Source organism: Sphingomonas sp. BK481 (genome assembly GCF_014194875.1).
GTDB lineage: Bacteria > Pseudomonadota > Alphaproteobacteria > Sphingomonadales > Sphingomonadaceae > Sphingomonas > Sphingomonas aerolata.
Genome location: NZ_JACIAP010000009.1, coordinates 149,345 through 170,983, shown reverse-complemented (window position 1 = coordinate 170,983; position 21,639 = coordinate 149,345). Strand labels below are relative to the sequence as shown.

Genomic DNA, 21,639 nt, shown 5'->3' with positions numbered 1-21,639 from the left:
GGGCAGGGTATTCGAAAGGGGTCGGTGAAGGTCTTCATGGGACCGGACTCCTGAAGGTTGGCAAAATGGAAAACCCAAGCGGTTCGGGTCATTCGTAACGGGGACGCTCGGCAGGAAAGGCGAGAGGGGGCCAGCCATCGTGGACGCGGGCCTCGAAGCGCCCAGCGGAGAGGACGCTGCTGATCGGTCGCGCGTGGTCGCCGACGTTCCGATCGCGATCGAGATGCGCCTGAACCTCCAGCGCCATCGTCCTGACGCGGTCCTCGTGACCCTCGGCAAAAGTGACGCCGAAGGCGGTCAGTGCCGGGTCGGTGCAGAGTGCGCCGGAATCGTAGTGCCAGCCACCTTCCTCGGGACCGCCATAGAGCCGTTGGACGAGGTAAACGGCAACGCTGTGCATGGCGATGATCCCTTCTTGAGCATGAGCCCAAGGCTCGTCTGTCCAAAGGATACCTCCCCTCCGGGAGACTGTTTCAGTCGATCACGCGCCAGCCAGCAGCGATCCAGCCCTGGCGATTGGGCGCATATTTTGCGGCCGTCGCGAGGATGATCTTGCGCGCATCGGCATCGCTGGCGTGGTCCGCGATCGCGGCCGCGTCAGCGGCGCGCGCGGGCCAGCATTGATCCGTGTTGAGCATCGCGACTGGAAACGCCGTCGATCCTTCGACGACGAATTGCTTGATGATCGGGCTAGGCATGGTGACAGTCTCCGGCGAGTGCTTCGGAAGCGCGGTGGAAGTCGTCGAGCCAGCGCCCCATCGGGACGCGTTGCTCAGGGAGAAGCGCGGCCTGCGAAGCCTGAAAATCGAGTAGCGCCGTGGGCGCGGTCTCGATGATGCGGTCGACTTCGGCGGGTGAGAGGAGGCCGCGATCGCGGATGAACTCGGTGATGCTGCCGGGACGCGGCGTCGCACCGCGACGGCCAAGCACCGGCCTGCGCCACAGGCCCTCGACATTGCGGAGGCGAGGCTTGGCTCGTGCTTCCATCAATACGATGATGCGCAGCTCCTCGGTTGAAAGCTCCAGCACCTCGTCGGGCTTGATGCTGCCGCAGAAGTAGCAGCTCGACTTGGGCGGGACGGGGAGACCGGCGCGCGCGGTGCGCGCCTCGCAGTCGGCGCGCGCCCATTCCCATTCCCGCAAGGGGTAGCGGTATGCGTATCGAGGATCCTCGCACCCGACCGCGTGCTGGTAACGCTTCGTGTCGCGTCCAGAGGCGTCGTAGCCGATCAGCTTGACGACGCGCCCGCCTGCGTCCCAGCAGCGGCGCGCGGGTTCCCACTGAGCGGTCCAGGCATCTTGCGGGGCCGCCTTCCATTTCTGGCTGCACGACCCGCCACCAAATACCACGGAGGGCAGGGTGGCGTTGGTCAACATGTTCTCGGCGATGCCCGCATAGGGCGGCCAATGTTTGAAGTTTCGGGGCTGGTAGCGGACGATCTCGGATGGGATGCCGCGTTCCGACATCCAGGCCCGGAACACGGGGATGAACGCATAGGTCGCCGACTTCTCGGCGCCGGGATCGGCGAAGAGAACCATGTCGATGGGCTCGCCGCGTTCGGTGAGTTCGACGATCATGGCGGTAGAATCGACCCCGGCACCCCAGGCCGCGATGACGGGCGGGCGGTCAGCCACTGGCCGCGTCCCTTACGACGATCGCGGCATGAACGATGCGGTAGGCGCGCTTCCGAAATGCCGGGATGCGGCAGATGGCGCGGCTTTCCGGGTCGCGGAAGAGTGGCGTCTTGCCCTTAGGATTGGCGACCACCTCGAAGCGGCTCCGGTCGCGACCGTCGCTGAAGCGCATGGGCTCATCGAAGATGATGGTCTGCCCGGGCTTCGGGGTCGGCTTGGCCCGGTCGAGCTTCTTCGCGAGCAGGTTGGCGCGGCACCGCGCGCGCCAGGCCAAGGCATATTCGCTGTCCGTGGCGGTCAGCTCGTCGAGGATGGCAGCCGGACACTCGCTCTCGTTCGGCCCGACCGTTTCATCCATATCCTTGTACCCGAACGTGCATCCGTCGCGCGCGCCGGTGCTGGTCTTGGTGAGGCAGACGATGCCGAACACGATCCGTTCGACGTCGTCCGCGAGGCGCTCGCAAGCGGCGTAATAGGTTGATCCGACCATGGCGGATGCCAGCACGGTCAGGCGATGCGTGTCTCGCTGGTAAGTGAACTGGTTGTCGAGATAGGAGCGCGAGGTGGCGTGGCCGCCCAAATCGCGCATGAAGAGCCAACCCATGATAAGTCTCCGATGACGTGAGGATCAGGCGGCAGCGGCGAGGCGCGGAGTGCCTACGTCACCAACCGTCGCCGTGAGCCGGCGCTGGAACGTGGCTGCATCCAGCAGCTCGGCGATCGGTGCGCGCTGAACGGGGCCGGCGTGTTCGCCGCCCCGGCAGCGATTGAAAGTGATTTCGCTGTCGGGGAGGAAGCTGTGCGGCCGCACCCGGATCGACAGATCGGCGTGGCGCAGATCGGTTGTTCCGTCGTCCGCGATCCCGCCCATGTCCGTGTCGATGCGGACGTCATGCGCCTCGAGGCCGATCGCCGCGGCAAGCGAAGCGAGCGCGAGACGTGCCTGTCGATGAAAGGTCCGTTTCGCCGCGCCATCGCCGGCGACGGTATTGCCGGCGATGGCGAGCAGCGCTGATCCGGCGATGACGGTGCCCCGACCTTCCGCACAGCGCAGGCGCAGTTCGTTGGTGCTGGGCGCACCAAATTCGGCGACGGACGCCAGGTTGCGGATCAGCAGCAGGATCGACGCATCACGGTCGATCGGATTGCCGGCACGCCGGCAGTCGTCGACGCCCGCGTTCAGGGCATGGAGCGCAGCGGGCAGGGTGCCCAGCGCGTCAGGGGAGAGCGCCTCGTTGTGGCGGTAATGGGTGTCGTAGAGCATGACCGAACCTCCTGAGCGCACACGCGCGCTCAAAAGGCCGAAGGCTCCCTCTCCTCCGTGGACGGTGCCTTGGTCAGAGCATAAAGCGTACAGGATCGGCAGATCGTGAGGCCGCGTCATAGCCGGACTGCCAAGCCGTGCGGAGGTTGCTCCCTCGGCGGTAATGGCAACGGTCGTTGCCCATGACAAAGCAGCGCCATCCCGATTTCTCGGCTTCCCACAGCGGGTCTTCCCGCGTGGGACCGAGCAGGTCCATGAGATCGACGCGCGTCGCGGCGTTCATGGCGGGCCTGCATGGTCGCCGAAGGCGCCGGCAGGGAGCGTCCAGCGATCCGCCAGGATCGAGAGACGCCAGACCGGATCATTGGCTTGGGCCAATTCGTCGGGATGGAGCGTCGCAGCCGGGAACGCCGTGCCGCGGTCAGCGAGCTGCGTGACGGTGAGCGAGCGATGGATCGTCTTCCCGCTCGCGGCTTCGCGAGCCGCGACCCGTCGAAAGGCGGCAGGGAAGACGAGCCGGAGCGTCGCCCATTGGTCGGGCGAGCCGAAGATGCAGGCTCGGCAGGACAGGCGGCCCCAACCCAGGACGTAGGCTGGGTGGGGACGGATCCGCGCTTGCGCGATCGCGTCCCAGATCAGGCGCTCGGTCCAGTCATGGACCGGGCGCCAATGATCGACCGCACGCGCGAGGGTCGATGTGCGATGCGGCTCGAGCGTCGCATAGCGCGCACGCGAGGGACTTTCCTCGGCGCGCTCGCCGGTGATGACCAGCGTGCGGCCGTCGAGGAAGCGCGGCTGATTCCGGATCGCGGCCGCGAGGACGTCGATCTTCAGCGCAGGGCTGCACCAGCGCACGCGAAGATCGGGAGACGTCTGGGGAAAGAGCCCGCGCGTGCCGGTAGGGCCTTTGCCCCCGGCATGGCCAATGCCGGTTGGCGTCTCGAACGCGATCGGCGCGGTCGGCGCGTCGTCGCGCGCCAGTTCGCGCGCGAAGCCGCCCTCGCGCCACGAGACGTAGAGTGCGATGCCGAAATGCCCGGCGATCGCGCGGACATAGGCGGGCGTGCACGGCCAATCCATGAAGGTCGGCCCTTGGCCGTCGACATCATGATGATGCAGTTCGATCGCGTGTGCCGGCACGCCGAGGCTGAGGAGGTGGAGCAGGGCGGCAAGGCTGTCCTTGCCGCCACTGAATGCCACGACGAAGCGCCGGTAGGCGCCGAGTCGGGGAGGGCGGCCGGAGCGGTCATGCTGCTTCACGGATCTGTTCCTCGGGTTCGGCCGAGGCGTCGAGGCCGGTCGCGCGGAGCAGGTAGCCGGCTGCGGCTTCGGCCTTGGCGGCTGCGGTCATGATCGCGCGCGAGTCCTTGCGCAGCACCTTAAGCCAAGAGTCGATATAGGCGGCGTGGTCGTCCATATGCGAAGTCGGCAGACCGAGATCGGCACCGAGCAGCGCTGAGGTCATCTCGGCACAAAGCTCCTCGAACGCATAGGCGTCGTCGCCGAAGCGCTTGCCGAACGTGCGATCGAGCCGGTCGGGATGGCCGCTCCAGTGGCCTGCCTCATGGGCGAGCGTTGCCGCAAAGTAGGCGCGCGTCGAGAATAGCGCCACGGGCGGCATGGTGATGGTGTCGGCGGTGCGGTCGTAGAACGCGCGATCGCCGCGCGTGTGGACCGTAGCCGGCAGGGCATCGAGGAAGCGCTGCGCGCGCTCGGGCAGCGCATCGGCCGGGGGCACGATGCTGACAGGGCTCGGGTAGAAGTCAGGAGACAGCCCGTCGATCTGGTCGCAATTGAACACGGCGTAGGAGCGCAGCACGCGCCGCATCTCGTCGGTCGTGTCGCCGGTGACGACGGATTCGACGGTTTTGCTGTAGGATTTGTAGAAGATCGCGATCTGCGAGCGCTCGCCCTGGCGGACCTGGCCGCCAAGGGCCTGCGCCTGTTTGTATGTCATCCAGGTGCGCGAGTTGTAGCCCGCGCCCTCGGCACACAGCCACAGCCAGAAGCAGTTGATGCCCTTGTAGGGGTCGCCGGTCGCGCGCAGCGGACGGCCGCCAAGGCCGGGGCGCCATGGCTTGACCCAGGGACGCACCCCGGATTCGAGCTTGTCGATGATCGTGTTGGTGATGATGTCGGCAGGCGAGGGCTTATCGGTGGTCTGTGCCACGATCGTTCTCCTGATTGGGTTGAGGCAAACCCGCGTGACCATCCTCCCCTCTGGAAGGGCGGTGCCGGGTCACAAAAAGAGGGGCGACACTTGCGCGAAGAGTGCCGCCCCCAGGTGCCTCGAAATGTGCAAGCCGGCGTCAGGCCGCTTGGCTGAAATCCTCCTCTTCCTCGTGATCGATCACTGCGTCGTCACCGGTGTCGAGGTCGGTATCCTCGTCCTCGTCCTCGTCTGGATCGGTGCCGGTCTCGTCGTCGGCGAAGCTGGAGCGCAGCGGCGTGCGCGCCGCCTTCTCGGTCCCGTCGAAGCGCATGGCTTCCGGCAACCAGGCCGTCGCCTTCTCGCGGATCTCGGCCTCGACGATGCCCTGGCCGTTGCACAACGACGAGCAGGTTGCGGCAAGGTCGCCCTTCTTGGCGTCCTTGTACCGGCCGCGCAGGATCGGCCCGCCAATTTCCTCGAGCGCGTCGAGCATGACGGTCTTCTTGACTCGGCCGAAGAAGTTCTCGGCGGTCGGACGCCACCAATTTTCGACCTGGATGTCGAGGAGGCGACCGAGATGGTCGTGGAAGCCGTTACTCCGATAGCTCTCGGCGACGTTGAGCGTCGGTTCGAGAGTACGTGCTATCGAAAACGCGACCCATGCGCCCCGGGCCTCGTCATCGAGCGCCCGGAAAGCGTCGAAGCGCGCGGTCATGGTCGGCAGTCCCGCCCAGCTCGTGTCGAGCTTCTGGCGTTGGTCGTCGATCGTCTGCGACGCCATCGATCCTTCGTCGCGGAACCCAAAGATCGGGAACCCCGCGGCGCCTGACTTCAGGGTCGAGTGGTTGGAGACGTGGGCCTGCTCGAACACGACATTCTGCGCCATCAGGAAGATGGTCAGGTCGAGTGCGAGTCCCGGGTCGCTGGCGACGTGCGCGACGAGGATCTGGCGGCGCTGCGTTGCCAGTTCGTCGATCAGCGTGGCGCTGAGCTTGCGCCCCTGCTCGCCGTCGACGGCATCGCCGTCCCCGGCTGCGCCGCCCGACTCCTTGGGCGGGGCGTTCGGATCCACCACTGGCTTTTCGCTGAAGAGGCGGGTGTGGACGCGGGGTTCGCCATCACCCCCGATATAGACGAACGTTCCGATCTGGCTTTTAAGCGCCGGATCGATCTCGTGACGGGAGTCCTCGATCGTCTCCAGTTCGCGCTCGATCGCTTCGATGCGCGCGTTCGCCGCCTCGGCTTCGGCGCTGCCGTCGGGCAGCTCCTGCTCGAGCTGGTCGATCAGCGCGTCGTTCTCGACCGAAAGAACCGCGACACGCGCGGTCTCGTCCTCGGTGAGGGCGCGGGCGGGAGCGTGATACTCGTGAAGCTGGCGCTCGAGGTCGTAGGGGACGTGCGTCGCCGCGATCGGCTTGACGAACGCGAGGCCCTGGTCTCGCGCCAGTTCGGCCGCTGCGGCTTCGAGCTTCGAGGCGGCGAGCGTCTCGATCAGGTCGACGTCGATCCAGTTCTCATCGCCCTCCGTGGCGAACAGGTCGCCCTCGATGCGACCGCCAGCGGCGACATAGGCTTCGCGACCGACGAAGCGCGCCTTGGCGTCGTTCGCCTTGACGGTGCCGTTGAGGATCGCGCGACGGATGTTGTCGGGATTGCCGCCATAGTAGGACGTTTTCATCTGGGCGAACACGCGCGTCTGGCGATCGACGTCGGTGGTGACGGCGTAAGCCTGCGCAACGCCAAGCGTGATCTCGCCGGCTGCGAGCGCCTCGAAGACAGGCGGGGCCAGTTCGGCGAGGCGGACGCGCTGCTCGACGAAGCGGGTGGTGACGCCCTGACGCTTGGCGACGTCCTCGGCGGTCATGCCCTTCTGGATCAGGAAGTTGAACGCAGTGCATTCGTCCGCCGGATTCATCGGCACGCGCTGGAAGTTCTCGGCGAGGCTCGCCTCGATCGCGTTATCGTCGTCGCTCAGAACGAGGACGGGCACGGTGTGATCAGCGGGGAGGGTGCCCTGCTGGATCAGAAGCTGGAGCGCGCGCAAGCGGCGACCGCCCGCCTTCACCGTGAACGTACCCGCCTTCTTGAGAGGGGTGACGATCAGGTTCTGCAACAGCCCTTGGCTTGCGATATTCGCGGCGAGGGTGTCGATCCCTGCGTCACGGTTGGATTTGCGCACATTGTCCTTCGACAGCGTCAGGTTCTTGACTTTCACGGACTGGATCATCGGTCGTCTCCGTTTGGAAATGGCGCGCCGCGTCCCGCGGTCACGCGAGCCTGGTCCTCCAAGCTCACAAAGCCGAAGGCTCCCTCCCCTCCCTTTGACGATCGGGAAGAGAGCCTCGTTCGGGTCAAGCGATGATGCGGTCGATCACGGTCGCGGCGGTCGCGACGGGGACGAACATCCGCGTCTTGTGCTGGATGATCTCGGTGAAGCATCCGGCCGCCTTCAGCTCCAGCAACCGCGTGTGCGGCCAGTCGAGCAGTTCGAGACGCTGCTGGCCGGCGACCAGGCTGCGCTTCAGCCGGTACGAACCGAGCGCGGTGATCTCGCCACTGCCCATGACGTGCTTGGCGGTCTCGGCACCCGACACCGTGATGGTGGCGGCGATGCCGAAGGCGTCCGCGAGCTTGGTCACGAGCGGCGCAGGAACGATGCGGCCGAGGAAGGACTGGCCGTCATCGGTGTTGAGACGCCAGACTTGAACGTGATCGTCGGGCAGGCGGTCCCAGACCGGCAGGAGCAGGCCGGTGACCAGGTAGAGTGTATTGGTGCGGGTCTTGCCCGACATCTCCTCGACCTCGGCCTGCCAGAGCGCGGAAAACTCCGCCTCGCTCGCATCTTCCCACATCGTTTCGAGGAGAAGATCCTGCCGCATCCGCTCGGTGCGTGTGGGGCGGACCAACTCGTAACGGCGCACGATCTCGCCATCATCGTCGGTCAGCGAGTAGGTGCTGCACCGGATCGCGGCCTTGCCCGACTTGCGATTGACGATCGGGCGGGCGTCGTCGCCAAGAACGCGCAGCGCGCGGTCGAGCGCGAGCGGCTTGTAGCGTTCCTCGGTCTCGAGCCGGAGGATCTCGGTCTCTGCGCCGCTGGTCTGGTCGCGCCGGATGACGGTGCGATCGAGGATCGTGATGCGCTCGGCGTTGATGCTCTCGACGCCAAGATCGAGCGTGCCGGCTTCCTTGGCCGCCTCGATGCGCGCCTCGATTAGCCCCAGATACTCGTCGAAGATCGCGTTCTGCATGGCGATGCGCAGCGCGAGGATGCGATTAAGCCATCGCTGGATTGGGGGCATCTCCTCCTTGAGCCCGCCACCTTCACCCTCCAGCTCGAGGCCGGTCAGTTTCTGGAACTCGTCCAGCGTGGTCGAGCGCAGCTTGCCATTGGCGAGCAGGCGAAACCACTGCTCGAGCGACTCCTTGGCATAGTCGCTTTCGAGGTTGTCGCGCGGGTCGAACAGGCCCTGACCGCCGGTCTGGCGCTGACCGCGGGTGAGCGCGCCCAGGCTGTCGAGCCGGCGCGCGATCGTCGAGATGAAGCGACGTTCGCCCCGGCAGTCGGTAGAGACGGGCCGGAACAGCGGCGCGGTCGCCTGATGCGTGCGGTGCGTGCGGCCGAGGCCCTGGATGGCAGCGTCAGCGCGCCATCCGGGCTCGAGGAGGTAGTGATTGCGCCGCGACTGGTTCTCGGCCGTGAGGCTCGCGTGATAGCTGCGGCCGGTGCCGCCAGCATCGGAGAATATCAGGATCTTCTTGGCGCCGCGCATGAAGGCATCGGTCTCGGCGAGATTGGTGCGGGGTGAGCGGCTTTCGACGCGCTGGCGGCCGCCCGCGTCCATGATGACGCGCCGGCTGCGCCCCGTCACCTCGGCGACGGCATCGGTGCCGAAATGCCCGATGATATGATCCAGGGCAGAGCCGACGACGGGGAGGGCGCAAAGCTGCTCGACCAGGTTGTCGCGCATCTCGAGCGCTTCCTGGCTGAACACAGGTCGGCCATCTTCGTCCGACATGGGTTCGGAGCGCGTCTTGCCGGTGTCATCGACATAGGTCTTCATCTGCCGGACAGGGAAAGCGGCCGTCAGATAGGACATGACGAACTCGCGCGGCGAAAGCTCGATGTCGAGATTGGCGCGTTCCTCAACCGAAAGAGCCGCCAGTGCCCGGTTGAGCATCGCCTCGGACGTCGAGACGAGCTGGATCACGACGCTCTCACCGCGGGCGAGATCGGCGCGGATCGCGGGAACGAGTGAGGGCAGCTTCATGCCGATCAGAAGTTGGCAGAAGAAGCGCTGCTTAGTGGATTCGAAGATCGACAGCGCGGCCGCCTTGGCGCCGCTGTTATAGGTGTCGTTCGAGAAGCTGTCCGTCACGCGGGTCGCGTCAAGCGCCGCGCGCAGGTTGCTGTGGATGATCGCCCACGCATCGGCATAGGCGTCATAGACCTCGGTCTGGGCAGGCGTGAGCTTGTGTTCGAGGATATCGTACTCGACGCCGGCGAAACTCAGCGCGCGCGAGACGTAGAGCCCCTGCATCTTCAGGTCGCGCGCGATCAGCTCCAGCGCGGCGATCCCGCCCCGGCGCAGGGAGTCGACGAAGGTCCGGCGATCGGCGAACGCCGTGCCCGGACCCCACAGGCCAAGCCGCGTGGCATAGGCCAGATTGTTGACGTCCGATGCCCCGGTCGCCGAGACGTAGAGGACGCGGGCGCGCGGCAGGAGGTTCTGCAGGCGTACGCCGGCGATGCCCTGGTCCGAGCCGTCCTTGGTGCCGAAGCTACCTTCGCCGCCTGCGACACCGGCCATCTCGTGCGCCTCATCGAACACGATCATGCCGTCATAGTCGTCGCCGACCCACTCGAGGATCTGCTGGAGCCGCGTTCCCTTGTCGCCGCGATTGGAGCGCAGCGTCGCATAGGTGAGGAACAGCACGCCTTCGGCCGCGCCTACGGGCGAGCCCAGCTTCCACTGGTTGAGATGCTGGATGTCGAGCGCGAGACCGCCAACGGCGGTCCAGTCGCGACGCGCATCTTCGAGCAACGTCTCGGTCTTGGAGACCCAGATGTGTTTTCGGCGTCCGCGCAGCCACTGGTCGAGGATGATCGCGGCAACCTGACGGCCCTTGCCGGCCCCGGTGCCGTCACCGAGGAAGAAGCCGGTCCGGTAGGGACGCCCATCCTCGGACGGTGCGATCGAGAGCCCCTCCTCGACAGGTTTGAACAGGCCGGGAATGTCGCGCTCAAAGGCGTCGCCGGCATAGATCAGCGTCTCGAGCTGCGCGTCGGAGAGCGTCTTCGCGTCGACGACAGCGTGCGGGAGCGTGGGAACGTAGGTCGGCCGTGGCGCTGTGATCGAGCCCATCGCGATCGATTCCACCAGCGCGGTTGGATGCGCCGATGCGCAACCGATCGCGATACGGCTTGGCCGATAGGGGAGGTACACACCGACAGACTCGCCGGTCGGTAGTGGCTCGGCAAAAACGGTATAATCGATCGGGATCGCGGTCTGCGACCTAGCGGCTTTTGCGGGTGGTGCGCTCAGGCGCGGTTTGCTCGCCAAGCCGCCAAGAAGCGAGCTACGCCCGGTGGGGCGGGTGAGCAGCGACGCCGTGCGCGGGACAGGCGCGCACACAGGCGGAGCGGTCTTGGCGGTGATCGCCGCAAGCGCATCGGCGAGCGTCGAGCAGCGGATCAGCTCGGCAGGCGTGCCAGTGCCCTTTTCCAGCACCATGATTTTCACCGTCTGGCTGGTGCCATGCTTCGCATAGGTATTCGCCGGCAATTCGAGGTGCAGCGTCAGCGTGCAACCCTCGGTCGCCTTCGCCCAGGCGCGGCTCGAGGTATCGACGCGGTCGGGCAGGATGGCGGCGCAGCGGCCTCCGGTGCCGAGACGCATCAAGGCGGCGCGAAGATGTCGGAACGCTGCTTGGCGGTCGGCGTGGCGACCGATGCTGCGCGAGAAGGGAGGATTGATGAGGACGGCCGTTGGCCGGATCGTTGGTTCGAGTAGATCGTGGATCAGCTCGCCGTCGTGCCGCGTGACAGCAACGCCCGGGAACGCGGCAGCGAGCATCTCAGCGCGCGCCGGATCGATCTCGTTAAGGACCAGGCGGGCACCGACGCGGTGCGCGAAGGCGGCGAGCAGGCCGGTCCCGGCAGACGGTTCGAGGACCAGATCCGTGGTCGCGATCCTGCCGGCGAGCGCAGCGAGGTAGGCGACCGGGGCCGGGGTCGAGAATTGCTGAAGCTCGATCTGCTCCTCGCTGCGAACGGTATGCGTCGGCAGGCCGGCGACCAGCTCGGTCAGCGCGGCAAGGCAATCGCCGGGTGTGGACGGCAGGTCGGCCTTCGCCAGGTGCATGACCTCGGCGAGTTCGAGCATGTCGTAAGCGTCGCGTAGCGACCAACGACCGTCGGCCGAGGATCCGCCATAGGCTTGCTCCATAACCCACAGCAGCGTGTCGCGCTGGAGCGAACCGTTCCTCGCGATGGTGTCGGCGACCGCCTTGGCGGCCGTGATCGAGGGTTCGGTGAAGTCGAGTTCGAGAGCTGCGGCTGAGGTGCGCATCGAGGGCTTCCTTCTTGTCGCCCGGTGCTCATCACCGGATCAACAAGCCGAAGGCTCCCTCTCCTCTGAACGCCTTGTGCCCGACGAAGCATCGCTACCGCGAAGCCATCTCCCAAAGCCGGTTGGGACGCGTCGACCGCAGCTAGTTGCGCAGGATGTCAGGCATATGGATCGATATCAGGCGGCCAACGCGGCTCGACTTCCTGTCAAACGATCCTTGGGCTTCATCACAACAACCGTCTCGGGCTTCCCGACCCGTCGGCCTAGTTTATCCCGCGCAGGGACTTCCGGAACAACTTCCCGCACTTCGATTGAGTAGCTCGGCATTTTATTCTCGGCTGCGATCTTCTTCAGCTGACTTTTCAACGTGCGGAGCGGCGACGTTGAGCCGATCTTCGCACCCAGCATTTCCAGAGGCATTTCATATTCTTCATCACGACAATAGCAGTGCGCCAATTCATAAAGGCGTCGTTCAATCGAGCCGAGACGAAAATAGTCGTTGTGGTAGTCATAGATACGGCTGTCACGAGAGACCGCGCGGACGAGCCAGTCACAGAGCTGGACGCGGACCGGCATGAGTTGATCGACGCCGCTCGCCGTTTCGCGAGTGGTCGCCTGCGCTTCCGCGAACCAAGAGAAGAAGCCCTTCGTCCCCACGGTGCCAGTTTTGATGTTCGTCCGGATCTGCGTGCCCTGCAAACGACCGAGCGCTTCGATGAAGCGATCGTAATCACGCTTCGATGGGCGTCCAACGCCGGTCGCCCGGAAGAAGTCGTGTGCATTGAACGTGAAGACGTTCTGTACTTCACCCCCGGTCCGACCAATATGCTGCACCATCAGCGACAGGACGTAGATCAGGACCTCTTTATCCCACATCGTCGCGATACCGCTCGAACTGGGCTTGATCTCGATTTTGACGCCGTCCATCTCGTAGGTCATCGCCTCCATCTGAGGCCGCTTCGCTAACGAGAAGAGTGGAAAGTCCATGATACTCTGCTCGCCACGGACTTTGCCGTGTAGCGGGCTGTCGAGATAGTCGAACAGCTTACCCTGGGTGAGAGCGACTTCTCGCGAATCCATCGTCGGGGCTCCCACCAGCTTCACTTAGCAAACCCGCTTATAGCGGATCGGCCGCAAACCTGCAGTCGGATAAGCGACCGCGTTATCGATAGCACGAGGATTTGGAGCGATTTAGCCGGTAAATCGGGGTGTGTTTCACATTTCGGTAGGTGCGGGCCACCGCAAACTCGGTCGGGACTCGTGCTATCGGTAACGCCGTGAAAGCCGTTCAAAGACCAGGTGTGCAGCACGAGGTCCAGGCCTTTGAAAAGATGAAGAGATCCCGTCATCGTAGTCCGGCTCCCCGGGAAACCAGCCGCGACATCAGGCTCCCGATCGGCGTCGCGTCCGTCCCATCGGACATCCCCCGCATGGCGACCGCGCGGCTCGTGTCCTTGAGACCGTGGAGCGTCCGCCCAAGGTTCAATTCGCCCTTACCAGCCTTGCTGCTCATTCCGCGGAGATACGCGCCGGGCCGCTGAACCTCGCCGCGCCGGTATTTCTGGATGGTGGCGATGACGGAGGCAGCAGCACCTCGTTGCCCCATGATGCGACAGGCTTCCTTGAACGCGTGATTGCTGATCCCCGACTGGCCCGCAAGCCGCTCCGCGGTGGCGACCACCTCGCCCCACGATCCATCCCGGTGGAGCAGACCGGAACAGAGCTCCGGCGCGATCGACATCATGAATTCCGGATCGACACCGTGTTTCTCCAGATCGTCGTCGACGGCAGTTTGAGGTTGAGAGGGGAGGGCGTCCCCATTTCCACTACTCTTTTTCGCTAAGCCGCTACGGGTATCTGCTTTAGCAGATTGGAGTTGGTTTGTAGTTGTAGAGTGGATGTCCTCCGGTCCATCCCAGCATGAACTATCATCCTGATCGCTAACTATATTGGGGACGGCAATCTTGGCCGAAACAGCCCCGGCAAGACGACGCGCACGCTCTTCGATCTGCTCCACACAGGCCGTCAGAAGGCCGGCATCGCGGACGCAGCGCATCTGGTCGGTGGCCATCAACGCCAACGCAAGATCGTCGCCCGCCTTCAAATCGTGAAGATCGGCGTCGAATGCCGTTTGGGCCAGAGCCCTGATATTCCTGCGGGCAGCGGCAAGGCGCTTGCGGAGCACTGTCAGTGCCGCGTCCTCTGCGGCTCCCTTGGCCGCGCGGGCAGCAAATTCTTGAAGCCTGGTCCCGATCGGAGCGAGCACGATGCCGTAGCCCCACGTGATGAAGCCGTCGGCCCCGCGGCGTCCACCACGATGACCGTTCGGACTATCCCGAAAGCTGATCAGGCCGAAGGCCTGTGCCTGGTTCAAGAGCTTTTGAACCTGTCGGACGGTTACGCCCAGCTTTTGCGCGAGCAGGTCGTTCGACGGCCAAACGACGGGGATTTGGCCACCCTGCCAGTCCTGCGGCTTCGTCCAGGCAAACAGGAGATCGATGACGGAGACCACGCGCAGGGGGACGCCCATATAAGGAGCCGCCCTTTTGAGCGCCGCAAGCGCGTTGGAAGGTGCCATTCCGGTCTCGAGCCCGCAAAATTCATCGACAAGCTTCGTCGCCTTGGCGGCATGCTCGTCAAACCGGCGTAGTCCCCGGCCGGGGCTTTGGGCAGCAGCCATTGTTCGTTCTCCCTGGGAGGGGAGCCCGTGCAGACAAAGCGACTCCGTGGCGCCACGGTCGGCGCTTTGGGGTAGCAATATGAAAGGGAGCCAGTTAGGTGAGGGTTCTCACATCCGCCCTAGCAGGCGTCCCGAAAAGCCCGGCCTCGTGCCGGGTTTTTCATGTCCGCACAGCGTCCCCCTTGATCGTTGTGGCGCCCGCCCGGGTGGACGGCGGCGGTCAGCGTTGAGCCGATCCACAACGTCGATTGTTAAGCATCGCTGGCGGGTCAGTCGTGCGCGATGAATCGTGCTATCGGTAACGGGACGCGCAATAATCACGTGCTATCGGTAACGAAGCGTCGATCTTCGCTCGTGCTATCGATAACGCCGTGCCGCTGAGACACGTGCTATCGGTAACGTCGTCGCGCTCTCGCTCGTGCTTTCGGTAACGGCGTGAGAATCCGACGATTCGGCTGTCTCACGTGACATGTAGCGCAGAAGGAGAGCATCCTCCACTGTGCCGCGCCGGATAGGCGTGGCGGGGCAATGGCAGTTAAGTTAGCGAGGCATTGCAGGTTCGGGCTCGAAATTGGCTGACGCCGTCTGTCCAAGCGGTAGATCGAACGAGACCTTTTCAGTCGTTCGATATGTCTCTGATGATCAAAAGAACGGAGTCTAGTGTGAGCCGTAGAAAATCGTCAGCCCGATCTCCGATCCTGTATTCGGGACTCGGCGATTTGAAGATCGAGCCACTGCTCGGAAGCAGCAAGAAGGGGAGCGAGCGTGCCGACAATCAGGCGGCGTCCGTCCTCGGGATCCGTTTGTCTGACTATGTATCCAAGCGCCTCGAGATGCTCGATGTGGCGCAAAGCGGTGGTCGTCGAGCCTCCGCTCAGCTTACAAAGCTGGGACACAGCGATGCGGCGCCGCTCGCACGTAGCCACGTAAAGCTCCAGGATCATGTCCCAGCTCGGATCATAGAAGCGGACCCCGTTGAAGTGGGTCGCCCGCCGACGCCGGCCGACCAACACCGCCCTGGCCTCGGCGAGCCTGCGCTCGGACAGGTCTCTCGCGTCTGGCGGCATAGACAGCAAAGTTTCTTCGATCGCCTTGCGCGGCAGCCGCACGACGACGTCGATCAGGTCGTCTCCTTCAGATGCTGCACCCATAATCGTCTTGACCCGTTTCCGATGTAGGGCTCGGCGTTCGCTGGCAAGCGGAACGTGCCGAGCGCAAGCGCGCCGAGCGCGAGGTAGGCGTAGATCCCAAGCCCGGTGTGGTAGGCAAAGAGCGGCACGGTTGGCAGCAGGGCGCCGAAGATGCTCATGAAGAGATCGGCTACCGCAAAGCCTGCTGCCCAGATCGGCCAGAAGCGGATTGTCGATATGCCCAGCCAGAAGAATCCGGCGGCGACGCCCGCATCAATCACCAGGATCGATACCTCACCTGGAGCCCAGCCTTCGCTCGCCGCGATCAATCGAATAGCCGTAGTCGTGGCGAACCCCGCCATGTTGATGAGCGCGCCCAGTCGCTCGGGCCGGCCTCCTCGGAGTGCTGCGAAGAGCAGCACGCCGACCATGACGACGTTGAAGATGACCGCGAGGATTATCTGGGGGCTCATAGGATTTCTCCCGGCCCGCCCGCCGTTACCCCTGCGGTGACGTAACCTCGACAATCGGCGGAAAGTCGATCTCCTCGAGCGACGCAGATGATGGCTTCGGCAAATTCTCGCCCCAACTCGTCTCCGTCAGACCCAGTTGGCGACCGACCTTCTCGACAAACAGATGTGCTCGCATTGCCATCTGATCCTGACCATCGACGAGGGCCGACAGCGCCGCGACCGTCGCCTTCACCGTGCGCTGCGTCATCGCGGCGGATAGGCTGTGCGCCTCCGTCGCCTCGAGCGTGGTCAGCAAAAATTGCGCCGTATCGCGTGTGGCTAGATTGATTGATCGCTCCGCTCTGCGCAGTTCGTCCGCGACGATCCGGCTTGTGTTCGAAAGGGATTGCATAAGGCCTCCTTGGGCACCGCGCGCCCATCACATTGGTTTCAGCCCGAGCAGAAGAAGCAGCGTTACGATCGCCATGCCGGCCGCAGTCAGCCCCAAGGGGGTCACGATCGAGATGATCGCGGTCCAGAAGGCAACCTGCTTCCAGGTGAGCATATTCGCTGCCGCCCCAGCGGTCGGCAACGGGAGGGGAAGCGGGAAAGTTGGTGGCGCGGAAGGTAGGTCGTTTGCAGGGGGTAAAGGCTCTACCCCTCCGTCGTACTCCGCCAGTAGCCGCGCGGCATCAAAACGGGTCGGCGCACCGAGAATATTGTTGGCCTTTAACAGCTGCTTATCGACCGCCCGGTGGCTGCTACCTGTGGCCGCCGCGATCTCCTTCGAGTTGCGGTTCTGAAGCACAAGGCGGAGATAAGACCGTTGCCGATCGGTCAGGCGGGCAATGCGATCCGGTGCGCTTACATCGGGCGTCGGGGTTGGGGGCGTCCGTTCGGCAGGACGTCTGCCCGGTTCGTTGGTCAGCATGCTCTCGAAAATACTCGCGACGCGGAATGATTCGGCTCCAGATCAGGGATAACTCCTGACGGGCTCTGTCGATCAAATTGACATCTCGAATGAGTTCAGTCGGCGCGCGAACGCGGCGAACAGGTCACGTTCGAGTGCCCACGACGCGTCGCCGAGTTCTCACTTTCGAAGCAGGCCGACCCCATGCGCACCTCGGCGATCGGCAGCGGCCGCCACTCAGCATGAGTGATAGCCCTAGTGAACGGACGGAAATTTGCCGAGCGTTGCGGCTGCGTCGTTCAAGCGTGAGGCCCAAAAGGAAAGGATCTGTCCCTCGGCAGGGCGATCTTCGGCTGTATGCGCGGCAAATTCGGACAGGGTGCGGGCGAGTTCGGCGCTTGTGATCACGCGTTCGCGTTCCAGTATCGTGGCCAGAAGAGCCAGCCAGTCACCATGTGCCTGCACCAGCGCTTCGACCTGAAGCATTCCCGAACCACTTCCGGAGAAACCCTTTGAAGGGCTTTGATGCCGGCGGAACCTCGTAAGCAAACTTTTGATCAAGGACATGGCGCGCGTTCCATCAACCGCCCGTAGCCGGGACGGTTGAACACGCGGGAACACTGGTAACCACGCCCCACGTATTCCCCGCACCGACAAGCGGTAGCAAGGTCTTGTATTTCGCGGGCCGCCCGACGGAAATCGGGGACCCAGCATTCGACCGCACATGCGGGCCAAGGATGGTGTTCAAGCCATGCCCAAGCCCGACCGCTATGGCACAAGGCTCAAGCGAAAACACGCTGTCATTGCAAACCCGAGCAGAGCCCAGCATCCTGGAAGTAGGCGTCGCGCTCGTTGCCGTATCGATCTGCCGCATGGCGGGCGGCGCGGGAGCTCGCCCGGACGATCGTCGTGTCGATCGCCTCCGTGGAGGAGGTCATCAACAACTATCGGGCATTGCTCGCGCGTTGCGCGTCCACAGGTGTGCCACGTGGCACACCTCAAGCGAGGATCCTCACCCGCGAGGGCAGGGACGCTGGCACGGTGGCTTGGTCCGCGTAAATGCGCCGATGGAGCCTTGCCCGGTAGGGGGTCGGTACATAGAACGGACCCAGATATACGCTAAGGTTTCGCCGGGCCTTCTACGGCGCGGGTCTGGCGGAGCGGCCTGAGGGCTTTCGATGGCGCGTCGGGATCGGTCCAGAGATAATCGCCGGTGAGGTTGATGTGCTGCCAGCCGAGCGGCGAAAGGTGTTGCAGCAGGTCCGGGGAGACCGGCCGGCCGAGGTTGGCGAGATGCTTCCGGGCGGCTTGCAGGTAGGTCGTGTTCCACAGGACGATGGCACCTGCGACGAGATTGAGCGCGCTCGCCCGATGGCTCTGCGCTTGCAGCGCATGGTCGCGGATACGGCCGATCCGGTGGAAGAAGATGGCGCGTTTCAGCGCATTTTCGGCCTCGCCCTTGTTGAGTTCGCGGGTAGCGCGACGCCGCTGTTCGGGCTGCTCGATCCAGTCGAGCGTGAACAGGGTACGCTCGACGCGGCCGATCTCGCGCAATGCGAGTGCCAGGCCGTTGGCGCGGGGATAGGAGCCGAGCCGTTCGAGCATGATCGACGCGCTCACGACGCCGGTGCGGATCGATGTTCCCAGACGCAGCACGTCGTTCCAGTGCGCGGCAATCAGGGCTTCGTCTATCCCGCCCGCGACCAGCGGCGCGATATCGGGTCCGGGCTCAATGCCGTCGAACAGGTGCAGACGGCGCGCGGCGATGTTCGGGATGCGCGGCGCGAATCGAAATCCGAGCAGATGGCATAGCGCGAACACATGATCCGACACGCCCCCGCCATCGACGTGGTGCTCCTCAATATGCAGATCGGCACCGTGGTGGAGCAGCCCGTCCAACACCTGCGCGGCCTCGCTCGCGGACGCCGAGATGACGGTGGAATGGAACGGCGCGTAGCGATCCGAGACATGGCTGTAGAAGGAGACGGCAGGCTCTGCCCCCTTGTGCGGATTGACCGCGCCGGTTGCCTGGGCGCGGCGATCGAGCGGGAAGTTCTGACCGTCCGAACTGGACGAGGTGCCGGACCCGAACAGGGCGGCGAGTGGCGCGGTATGCTGGGCGTCGACCAGACGAGCGAGAGCGCGACCGTAGGTTTCCTCGCGCAGATGCCATGAGGCGAGCCAACCAAGCTGGCGCTGGGTCACGACATTGCAGGCTTCCGCCATGCGCGTGTGGCCCAGATTGGTCGCATCCGCGAGCACCGCCGTCAGGATCGCACGCGGTTCATCGGCGACACGGCCACTTTGCAGATGCGTGAAGCACTGGCTGAATCCGGTCCATCGATCGACTTCAGCAAGAAGGTCGGTGATGCGGATCGCGGGCAGATGGGCATAAAGCGGTGCGAGCGCGGTATCGGCTTCTTCGGGCGTGATCGCCTTCAACGGCGAAATCCGCAGCCTGCCGAGGCTGAGCCGCACGTCTTCCAGCGCGTCCGTCTCCGCCTTTCGCTCGACCTCGGCCAATCGACGGGCAAGGCGGGCGCGTCGTTCGGCCAGCCAGACACCGGCCGTATCCGGTGCCGGGATCGGCAAGGGACCGGCCGCGCGCATGGCAGCGAAGACGGGACCGGAAATGAGTTGTTGTTCGACGGCACGATAGCGCCGGCTTCCCTCGACCCACATGTCGCCGGCGCGCAGCCGGTCGCGAAGCTCCACCAGCACGCACAGTTCATAGGTCCGGCGATCAGGAAGGCCGGAGCCGATCGTCCGACGCCAGGCCTGTCGGATGAAGCCGACCGGCGCATCGGACGGCAGTTTTCGCAAACGACCGAGATGAAGGTCGCGGATGATCGCAACCGCTCGCGCGAGCGCATGGCAGGCCGGCACCGCCCCGAACGTGAACGACGCGATGAATGAGGGGCCGACCTGTCGGAGAACGGGGTAGTGGGTCGCGGCGATCGTGACGGGATCGACGGCATCGGGGCGGATCAGCTTGCGGGCTTCATCGACCTCACGGCCGAGATCGTCCCATCCGATCGCGGCCTCGACCGCAGCGGCGATGTCGCCGCCCGACACCCTGGCGGCAAGCAGGGCATCGCCGAGCCGGGCGAGCAGCCGGATCTTGCCGTTGATGGTGCGCCGGTCGCGCTTGAGCGCGGTGTCCGCGCTGTTCTGCTCGCGCCGGAACATCTGCCCCAACAGGCGGTCGAACATCAGCACCGCATCGTCGGTGAGCGTGACGATAGTTTCGAGTATCGTCGCCACCAGGACCGCGCGACGCCGCGTCGCTTGCAACGTTCGGACATGTTGCGCGGTCAGCCGCGCCCCTTGCTGACAGAGGCGTCGCAGGCGCTCAGGGTGGATGCCCGTAGCGATATCGGGATCGATCCCGATATCGCGGAGCAGCGCGAGCCGCTGGGCGATGATGGCGAACGTCTTACGGCCCGGCTTGCCGGGTGGCTGTCGCACCCATCCGAGGCTGCTCATGTTCGTACCGGCATGATGCAGGAGAAGGGCATCGAGCAGACGGCATTGACCGGTATCCAGCCCTCGGGTGAGATGGTCGGCGACATGGCGCTCGGCATCGAGCAACCCCTGCGCGACCATCCGTTCGACCGCACTGATGCCCGGCATGATGATGCGCCGTCGCCGGCACTCGCCCAGCAGCAACCGCGCCAGCCCGGCACCGCTGGTCGTCGTCAGCGCGATCGGCAGGAGCCATTCCTGCAATGTCGTTCGCAGCGGCCGACTGAGCGGCGAAAACCCGAACGCATCGCGCAGCGCATCGAGTTGTTCGTACCGGGTCGGGCCGCGTGTCGCGTAATCGGCCAGCACCTCGGCCGCGACCTGCAATTGCTCGGCGACGAACGCGAGCGGGGTGGCGGGGATCAGTTCACCGGGGCGGAGCAGGCGACCGGGATAGCGCAGCGCGCAAAGCTGGATGGCGAAACCCAGCCGGTTGTGCGGCCGCCTCCGGCGCACGATGACGGCCAGGTCGTCGTGGCTCAACGTCCAGTGCTGGACGAGTATGGTTTCGTCGTCGGGAAGCGCGAGCAGTGCCGCGCGTTGTTCCTCCGACAGAACGGCGCGACGCGGCATTGGCTCAGACCTTGGCGGGCGGGGTCCAGCCGATCCGGGCCAGCGTCCCAAGGAGGGTCGAGCGCGGCACCTTGAAGGTGCGACAGACGGACGCCTTGCTGGCGCCGCCATCCAGCGCGGCGGTGATCCGTTCGAGCGTTTCGGCGTCGATCATCGGCGGACGCCCGCCCTGTCGGCCCCGGCGCTTCGCGGCAGCGAGCCCCGCCATCACCCGTTCGCGCGTCAGCGCCCGCTCGTACTGTGCCAATGCACCGAACAGTGAAAACAGCAATTCGCCATGCGGGGTGGTCGTATCCATCGCTTCCGTCAGCGATCGGAAGGCGATGCCGCGCGCCTTCAGGTCGGTGATGATCGTCAGCAGGTGCGGCAGCGAGCGTCCGAGCCGGTCAAGTTTCCACACGATCAGCGTGTCGCCTGCGCTCAGATAGTCGAGACAAGCTTTCAGCCCCGACCGATCGTCGCGCGCGCCGGATGCCTTATCGGTATGGAGATGCCGATGATCGACACCGGCTGCGACCAGCGCGTCGCGCTGTAGATCGACCGTCTGGCGGTCGTCGACCGACGACACCCGCATATATCCGACCAGCATGTACGACAAACCTCCGAACGCATGTTCCCACACACTCTATCAAAGCGACAGGGTTTGTCGATTGTTATGGGCGGAGGCGCGTGTGGTTCGGCGAAGGCACAGGTCCGGGGTGTCGCTTATCATGTGTTTTCCGACAGTCTCAAGACGCTGCGGCAAC

The 21,639-nt window shown here is 64.8% G+C and carries 20 protein-coding genes; all 20 read right to left on the bottom strand.

What is annotated here, in order from left to right:
- Positions 1-88: 88 nt before the first annotated feature.
- Positions 89-400, bottom strand: coding sequence for a hypothetical protein (locus tag FHY04_RS16835; RefSeq protein WP_183937261.1), 312 nt, complete (start codon positions 398-400; stop codon positions 89-91).
- Positions 401-473: 73 nt separating this feature from the next.
- Positions 474-698, bottom strand: a complete 225-nt coding sequence (locus tag FHY04_RS16830) for a hypothetical protein (RefSeq protein ID WP_183937260.1) — start codon at positions 696-698, stop codon at positions 474-476.
- Positions 691-1,578 carry a hypothetical protein gene (locus tag FHY04_RS16825; protein WP_221211841.1) on the bottom strand — a complete coding sequence of 296 codons (888 nt, stop codon included), beginning with the start codon at positions 1,576-1,578 and terminating at the stop codon, positions 691-693. The genes FHY04_RS16830 and FHY04_RS16825 overlap by 8 nt, the downstream gene beginning before the upstream one ends.
- Positions 1,579-1,627: 49 nt before the next feature.
- Entirely contained in the window at positions 1,628-2,239 is a 612-nt protein-coding gene (locus tag FHY04_RS16820) for a DUF6927 domain-containing protein (protein WP_183937258.1), read from the bottom strand.
- 24 nt (positions 2,240-2,263) lie between these two features.
- Positions 2,264-2,899 carry a hypothetical protein gene (locus tag FHY04_RS16815; protein WP_183937257.1) on the bottom strand — a complete coding sequence of 212 codons (636 nt, stop codon included), beginning with the start codon at positions 2,897-2,899 and terminating at the stop codon, positions 2,264-2,266.
- A 73-nt stretch (positions 2,900-2,972) separates the two neighbouring features.
- Positions 2,973-3,182, bottom strand: a complete 210-nt coding sequence (locus FHY04_RS16810; RefSeq protein WP_183937256.1) for a hypothetical protein — start codon at positions 3,180-3,182, stop codon at positions 2,973-2,975.
- Positions 3,179-4,159 carry a phosphoadenosine phosphosulfate reductase family protein gene (locus FHY04_RS16805; protein ID WP_183937255.1) on the bottom strand — a complete coding sequence of 327 codons (981 nt, stop codon included), beginning with the start codon at positions 4,157-4,159 and terminating at the stop codon, positions 3,179-3,181. The genes FHY04_RS16810 and FHY04_RS16805 overlap by 4 nt, the downstream gene beginning before the upstream one ends.
- Complete coding sequence (locus tag FHY04_RS16800) at positions 4,146-5,069, bottom strand: zincin-like metallopeptidase domain-containing protein (protein WP_183937254.1); 924 nt, start codon at positions 5,067-5,069, stop codon at positions 4,146-4,148. The genes FHY04_RS16805 and FHY04_RS16800 overlap by 14 nt, the downstream gene beginning before the upstream one ends.
- A 139-nt stretch (positions 5,070-5,208) precedes the next feature.
- Entirely contained in the window at positions 5,209-7,278 is a 2,070-nt protein-coding gene (locus FHY04_RS16795) for a ParB/RepB/Spo0J family partition protein (protein ID WP_183937253.1), read from the bottom strand.
- Between the two features lie 124 nt (positions 7,279-7,402).
- Entirely contained in the window at positions 7,403-11,623 is a 4,221-nt protein-coding gene (locus tag FHY04_RS16790) for a strawberry notch-like NTP hydrolase domain-containing protein (protein WP_183937252.1), read from the bottom strand.
- 177 nt (positions 11,624-11,800) lie between these two features.
- A complete protein-coding gene (locus FHY04_RS16785; protein WP_267382050.1) occupies positions 11,801-12,727 on the bottom strand; it encodes a replication initiator protein A in 927 nt (308 codons plus the stop codon).
- Between the two features lie 241 nt (positions 12,728-12,968).
- Complete coding sequence (gene repC / locus FHY04_RS16780) at positions 12,969-14,303, bottom strand: plasmid replication protein RepC (RefSeq protein ID WP_183937251.1); 1,335 nt, start codon at positions 14,301-14,303, stop codon at positions 12,969-12,971.
- Between the two features lie 680 nt (positions 14,304-14,983).
- Positions 14,984-15,454 carry a MarR family transcriptional regulator gene (locus FHY04_RS16775; RefSeq protein WP_183937250.1) on the bottom strand — a complete coding sequence of 157 codons (471 nt, stop codon included), beginning with the start codon at positions 15,452-15,454 and terminating at the stop codon, positions 14,984-14,986.
- Positions 15,424-15,906: a hypothetical protein gene (locus FHY04_RS16770; RefSeq protein WP_183937249.1), complete on the bottom strand. Its 483-nt coding sequence runs from the start codon at positions 15,904-15,906 to the stop codon at positions 15,424-15,426. The genes FHY04_RS16775 and FHY04_RS16770 overlap by 31 nt, the downstream gene beginning before the upstream one ends.
- Positions 15,907-15,931: 25 nt before the next feature.
- The gene (locus FHY04_RS16765) at positions 15,932-16,297 is read right to left on the bottom strand and encodes a hypothetical protein (protein ID WP_183937248.1); all 366 of its coding nucleotides are present in this window, start codon (positions 16,295-16,297) and stop codon (positions 15,932-15,934) included.
- A gap of 27 nt (positions 16,298-16,324) precedes the next feature.
- On the bottom strand, positions 16,325-16,816 hold the full coding sequence (locus tag FHY04_RS16760; protein ID WP_183937247.1) for an RNA polymerase subunit sigma-70: 492 nt from the start codon (positions 16,814-16,816) through the stop codon (positions 16,325-16,327).
- Positions 16,817-17,050: 234 nt separating this feature from the next.
- Positions 17,051-17,362 (bottom strand): hypothetical protein, encoded by a 312-nt coding sequence (locus tag FHY04_RS16755; protein WP_260171589.1) that lies wholly within the window; start codon positions 17,360-17,362, stop codon positions 17,051-17,053.
- A gap of 233 nt (positions 17,363-17,595) precedes the next feature.
- Entirely contained in the window at positions 17,596-17,733 is a 138-nt protein-coding gene (locus FHY04_RS16750; protein WP_183937246.1) for a hypothetical protein, read from the bottom strand.
- 181 nt (positions 17,734-17,914) lie between these two features.
- Positions 17,915-20,893 carry a Tn3 family transposase gene (locus FHY04_RS16745; protein WP_183937245.1) on the bottom strand — a complete coding sequence of 993 codons (2,979 nt, stop codon included), beginning with the start codon at positions 20,891-20,893 and terminating at the stop codon, positions 17,915-17,917.
- 4 nt (positions 20,894-20,897) lie between these two features.
- On the bottom strand, positions 20,898-21,482 hold the full coding sequence (locus tag FHY04_RS16740) for a recombinase family protein (protein WP_183937244.1): 585 nt from the start codon (positions 21,480-21,482) through the stop codon (positions 20,898-20,900).
- Positions 21,483-21,639: the final 157 nt, after the last annotated feature.

Bases quoted from the DNA above. Each gene is read 5' to 3' on its own strand.
- FHY04_RS16770 (WP_183937249.1), bottom strand. From the start codon at position 15,906: ATGAGCCCCCAGATAATCCTCGCGGTCATCTTCAACGTCGTCATGGTC.
- FHY04_RS16740 (WP_183937244.1), bottom strand. From the start codon at position 21,482: ATGCTGGTCGGATATATGCGGGTGTCGTCGGTCGACGACCGCCAGACG.
- FHY04_RS16765 (WP_183937248.1), bottom strand. From the start codon at position 16,297: ATGCAATCCCTTTCGAACACAAGCCGGATCGTCGCGGACGAACTGCGC.
- FHY04_RS16825 (WP_221211841.1), bottom strand. From the start codon at position 1,578: ATGATCGTCGAACTCACCGAACGCGGCGAGCCCATCGACATGGTTCTC.
- FHY04_RS16830 (WP_183937260.1), bottom strand. From the start codon at position 698: ATGCCTAGCCCGATCATCAAGCAATTCGTCGTCGAAGGATCGACGGCG.
- FHY04_RS16790 (WP_183937252.1), bottom strand. From the start codon at position 11,623: ATGCGCACCTCAGCCGCAGCTCTCGAACTCGACTTCACCGAACCCTCG.
- FHY04_RS16745 (WP_183937245.1), bottom strand. From the start codon at position 20,893: ATGCCGCGTCGCGCCGTTCTGTCGGAGGAACAACGCGCGGCACTGCTC.
- FHY04_RS16775 (WP_183937250.1), bottom strand. From the start codon at position 15,454: ATGGGTGCAGCATCTGAAGGAGACGACCTGATCGACGTCGTCGTGCGG.
- FHY04_RS16760 (WP_183937247.1), bottom strand. From the start codon at position 16,816: ATGCTGACCAACGAACCGGGCAGACGTCCTGCCGAACGGACGCCCCCA.
- repC (WP_183937251.1), bottom strand. From the start codon at position 14,303: ATGGCTGCTGCCCAAAGCCCCGGCCGGGGACTACGCCGGTTTGACGAG.
- FHY04_RS16755 (WP_260171589.1), bottom strand. From the start codon at position 17,362: ATGTCCTTGATCAAAAGTTTGCTTACGAGGTTCCGCCGGCATCAAAGC.
- FHY04_RS16820 (WP_183937258.1), bottom strand. From the start codon at position 2,239: ATGGGTTGGCTCTTCATGCGCGATTTGGGCGGCCACGCCACCTCGCGC.
- FHY04_RS16815 (WP_183937257.1), bottom strand. From the start codon at position 2,899: ATGCTCTACGACACCCATTACCGCCACAACGAGGCGCTCTCCCCTGAC.
- FHY04_RS16835 (WP_183937261.1), bottom strand. From the start codon at position 400: ATGCACAGCGTTGCCGTTTACCTCGTCCAACGGCTCTATGGCGGTCCC.
- FHY04_RS16810 (WP_183937256.1), bottom strand. From the start codon at position 3,182: ATGAACGCCGCGACGCGCGTCGATCTCATGGACCTGCTCGGTCCCACG.
- FHY04_RS16750 (WP_183937246.1), bottom strand. From the start codon at position 17,733: ATGACCTCCTCCACGGAGGCGATCGACACGACGATCGTCCGGGCGAGC.
- FHY04_RS16795 (WP_183937253.1), bottom strand. From the start codon at position 7,278: ATGATCCAGTCCGTGAAAGTCAAGAACCTGACGCTGTCGAAGGACAAT.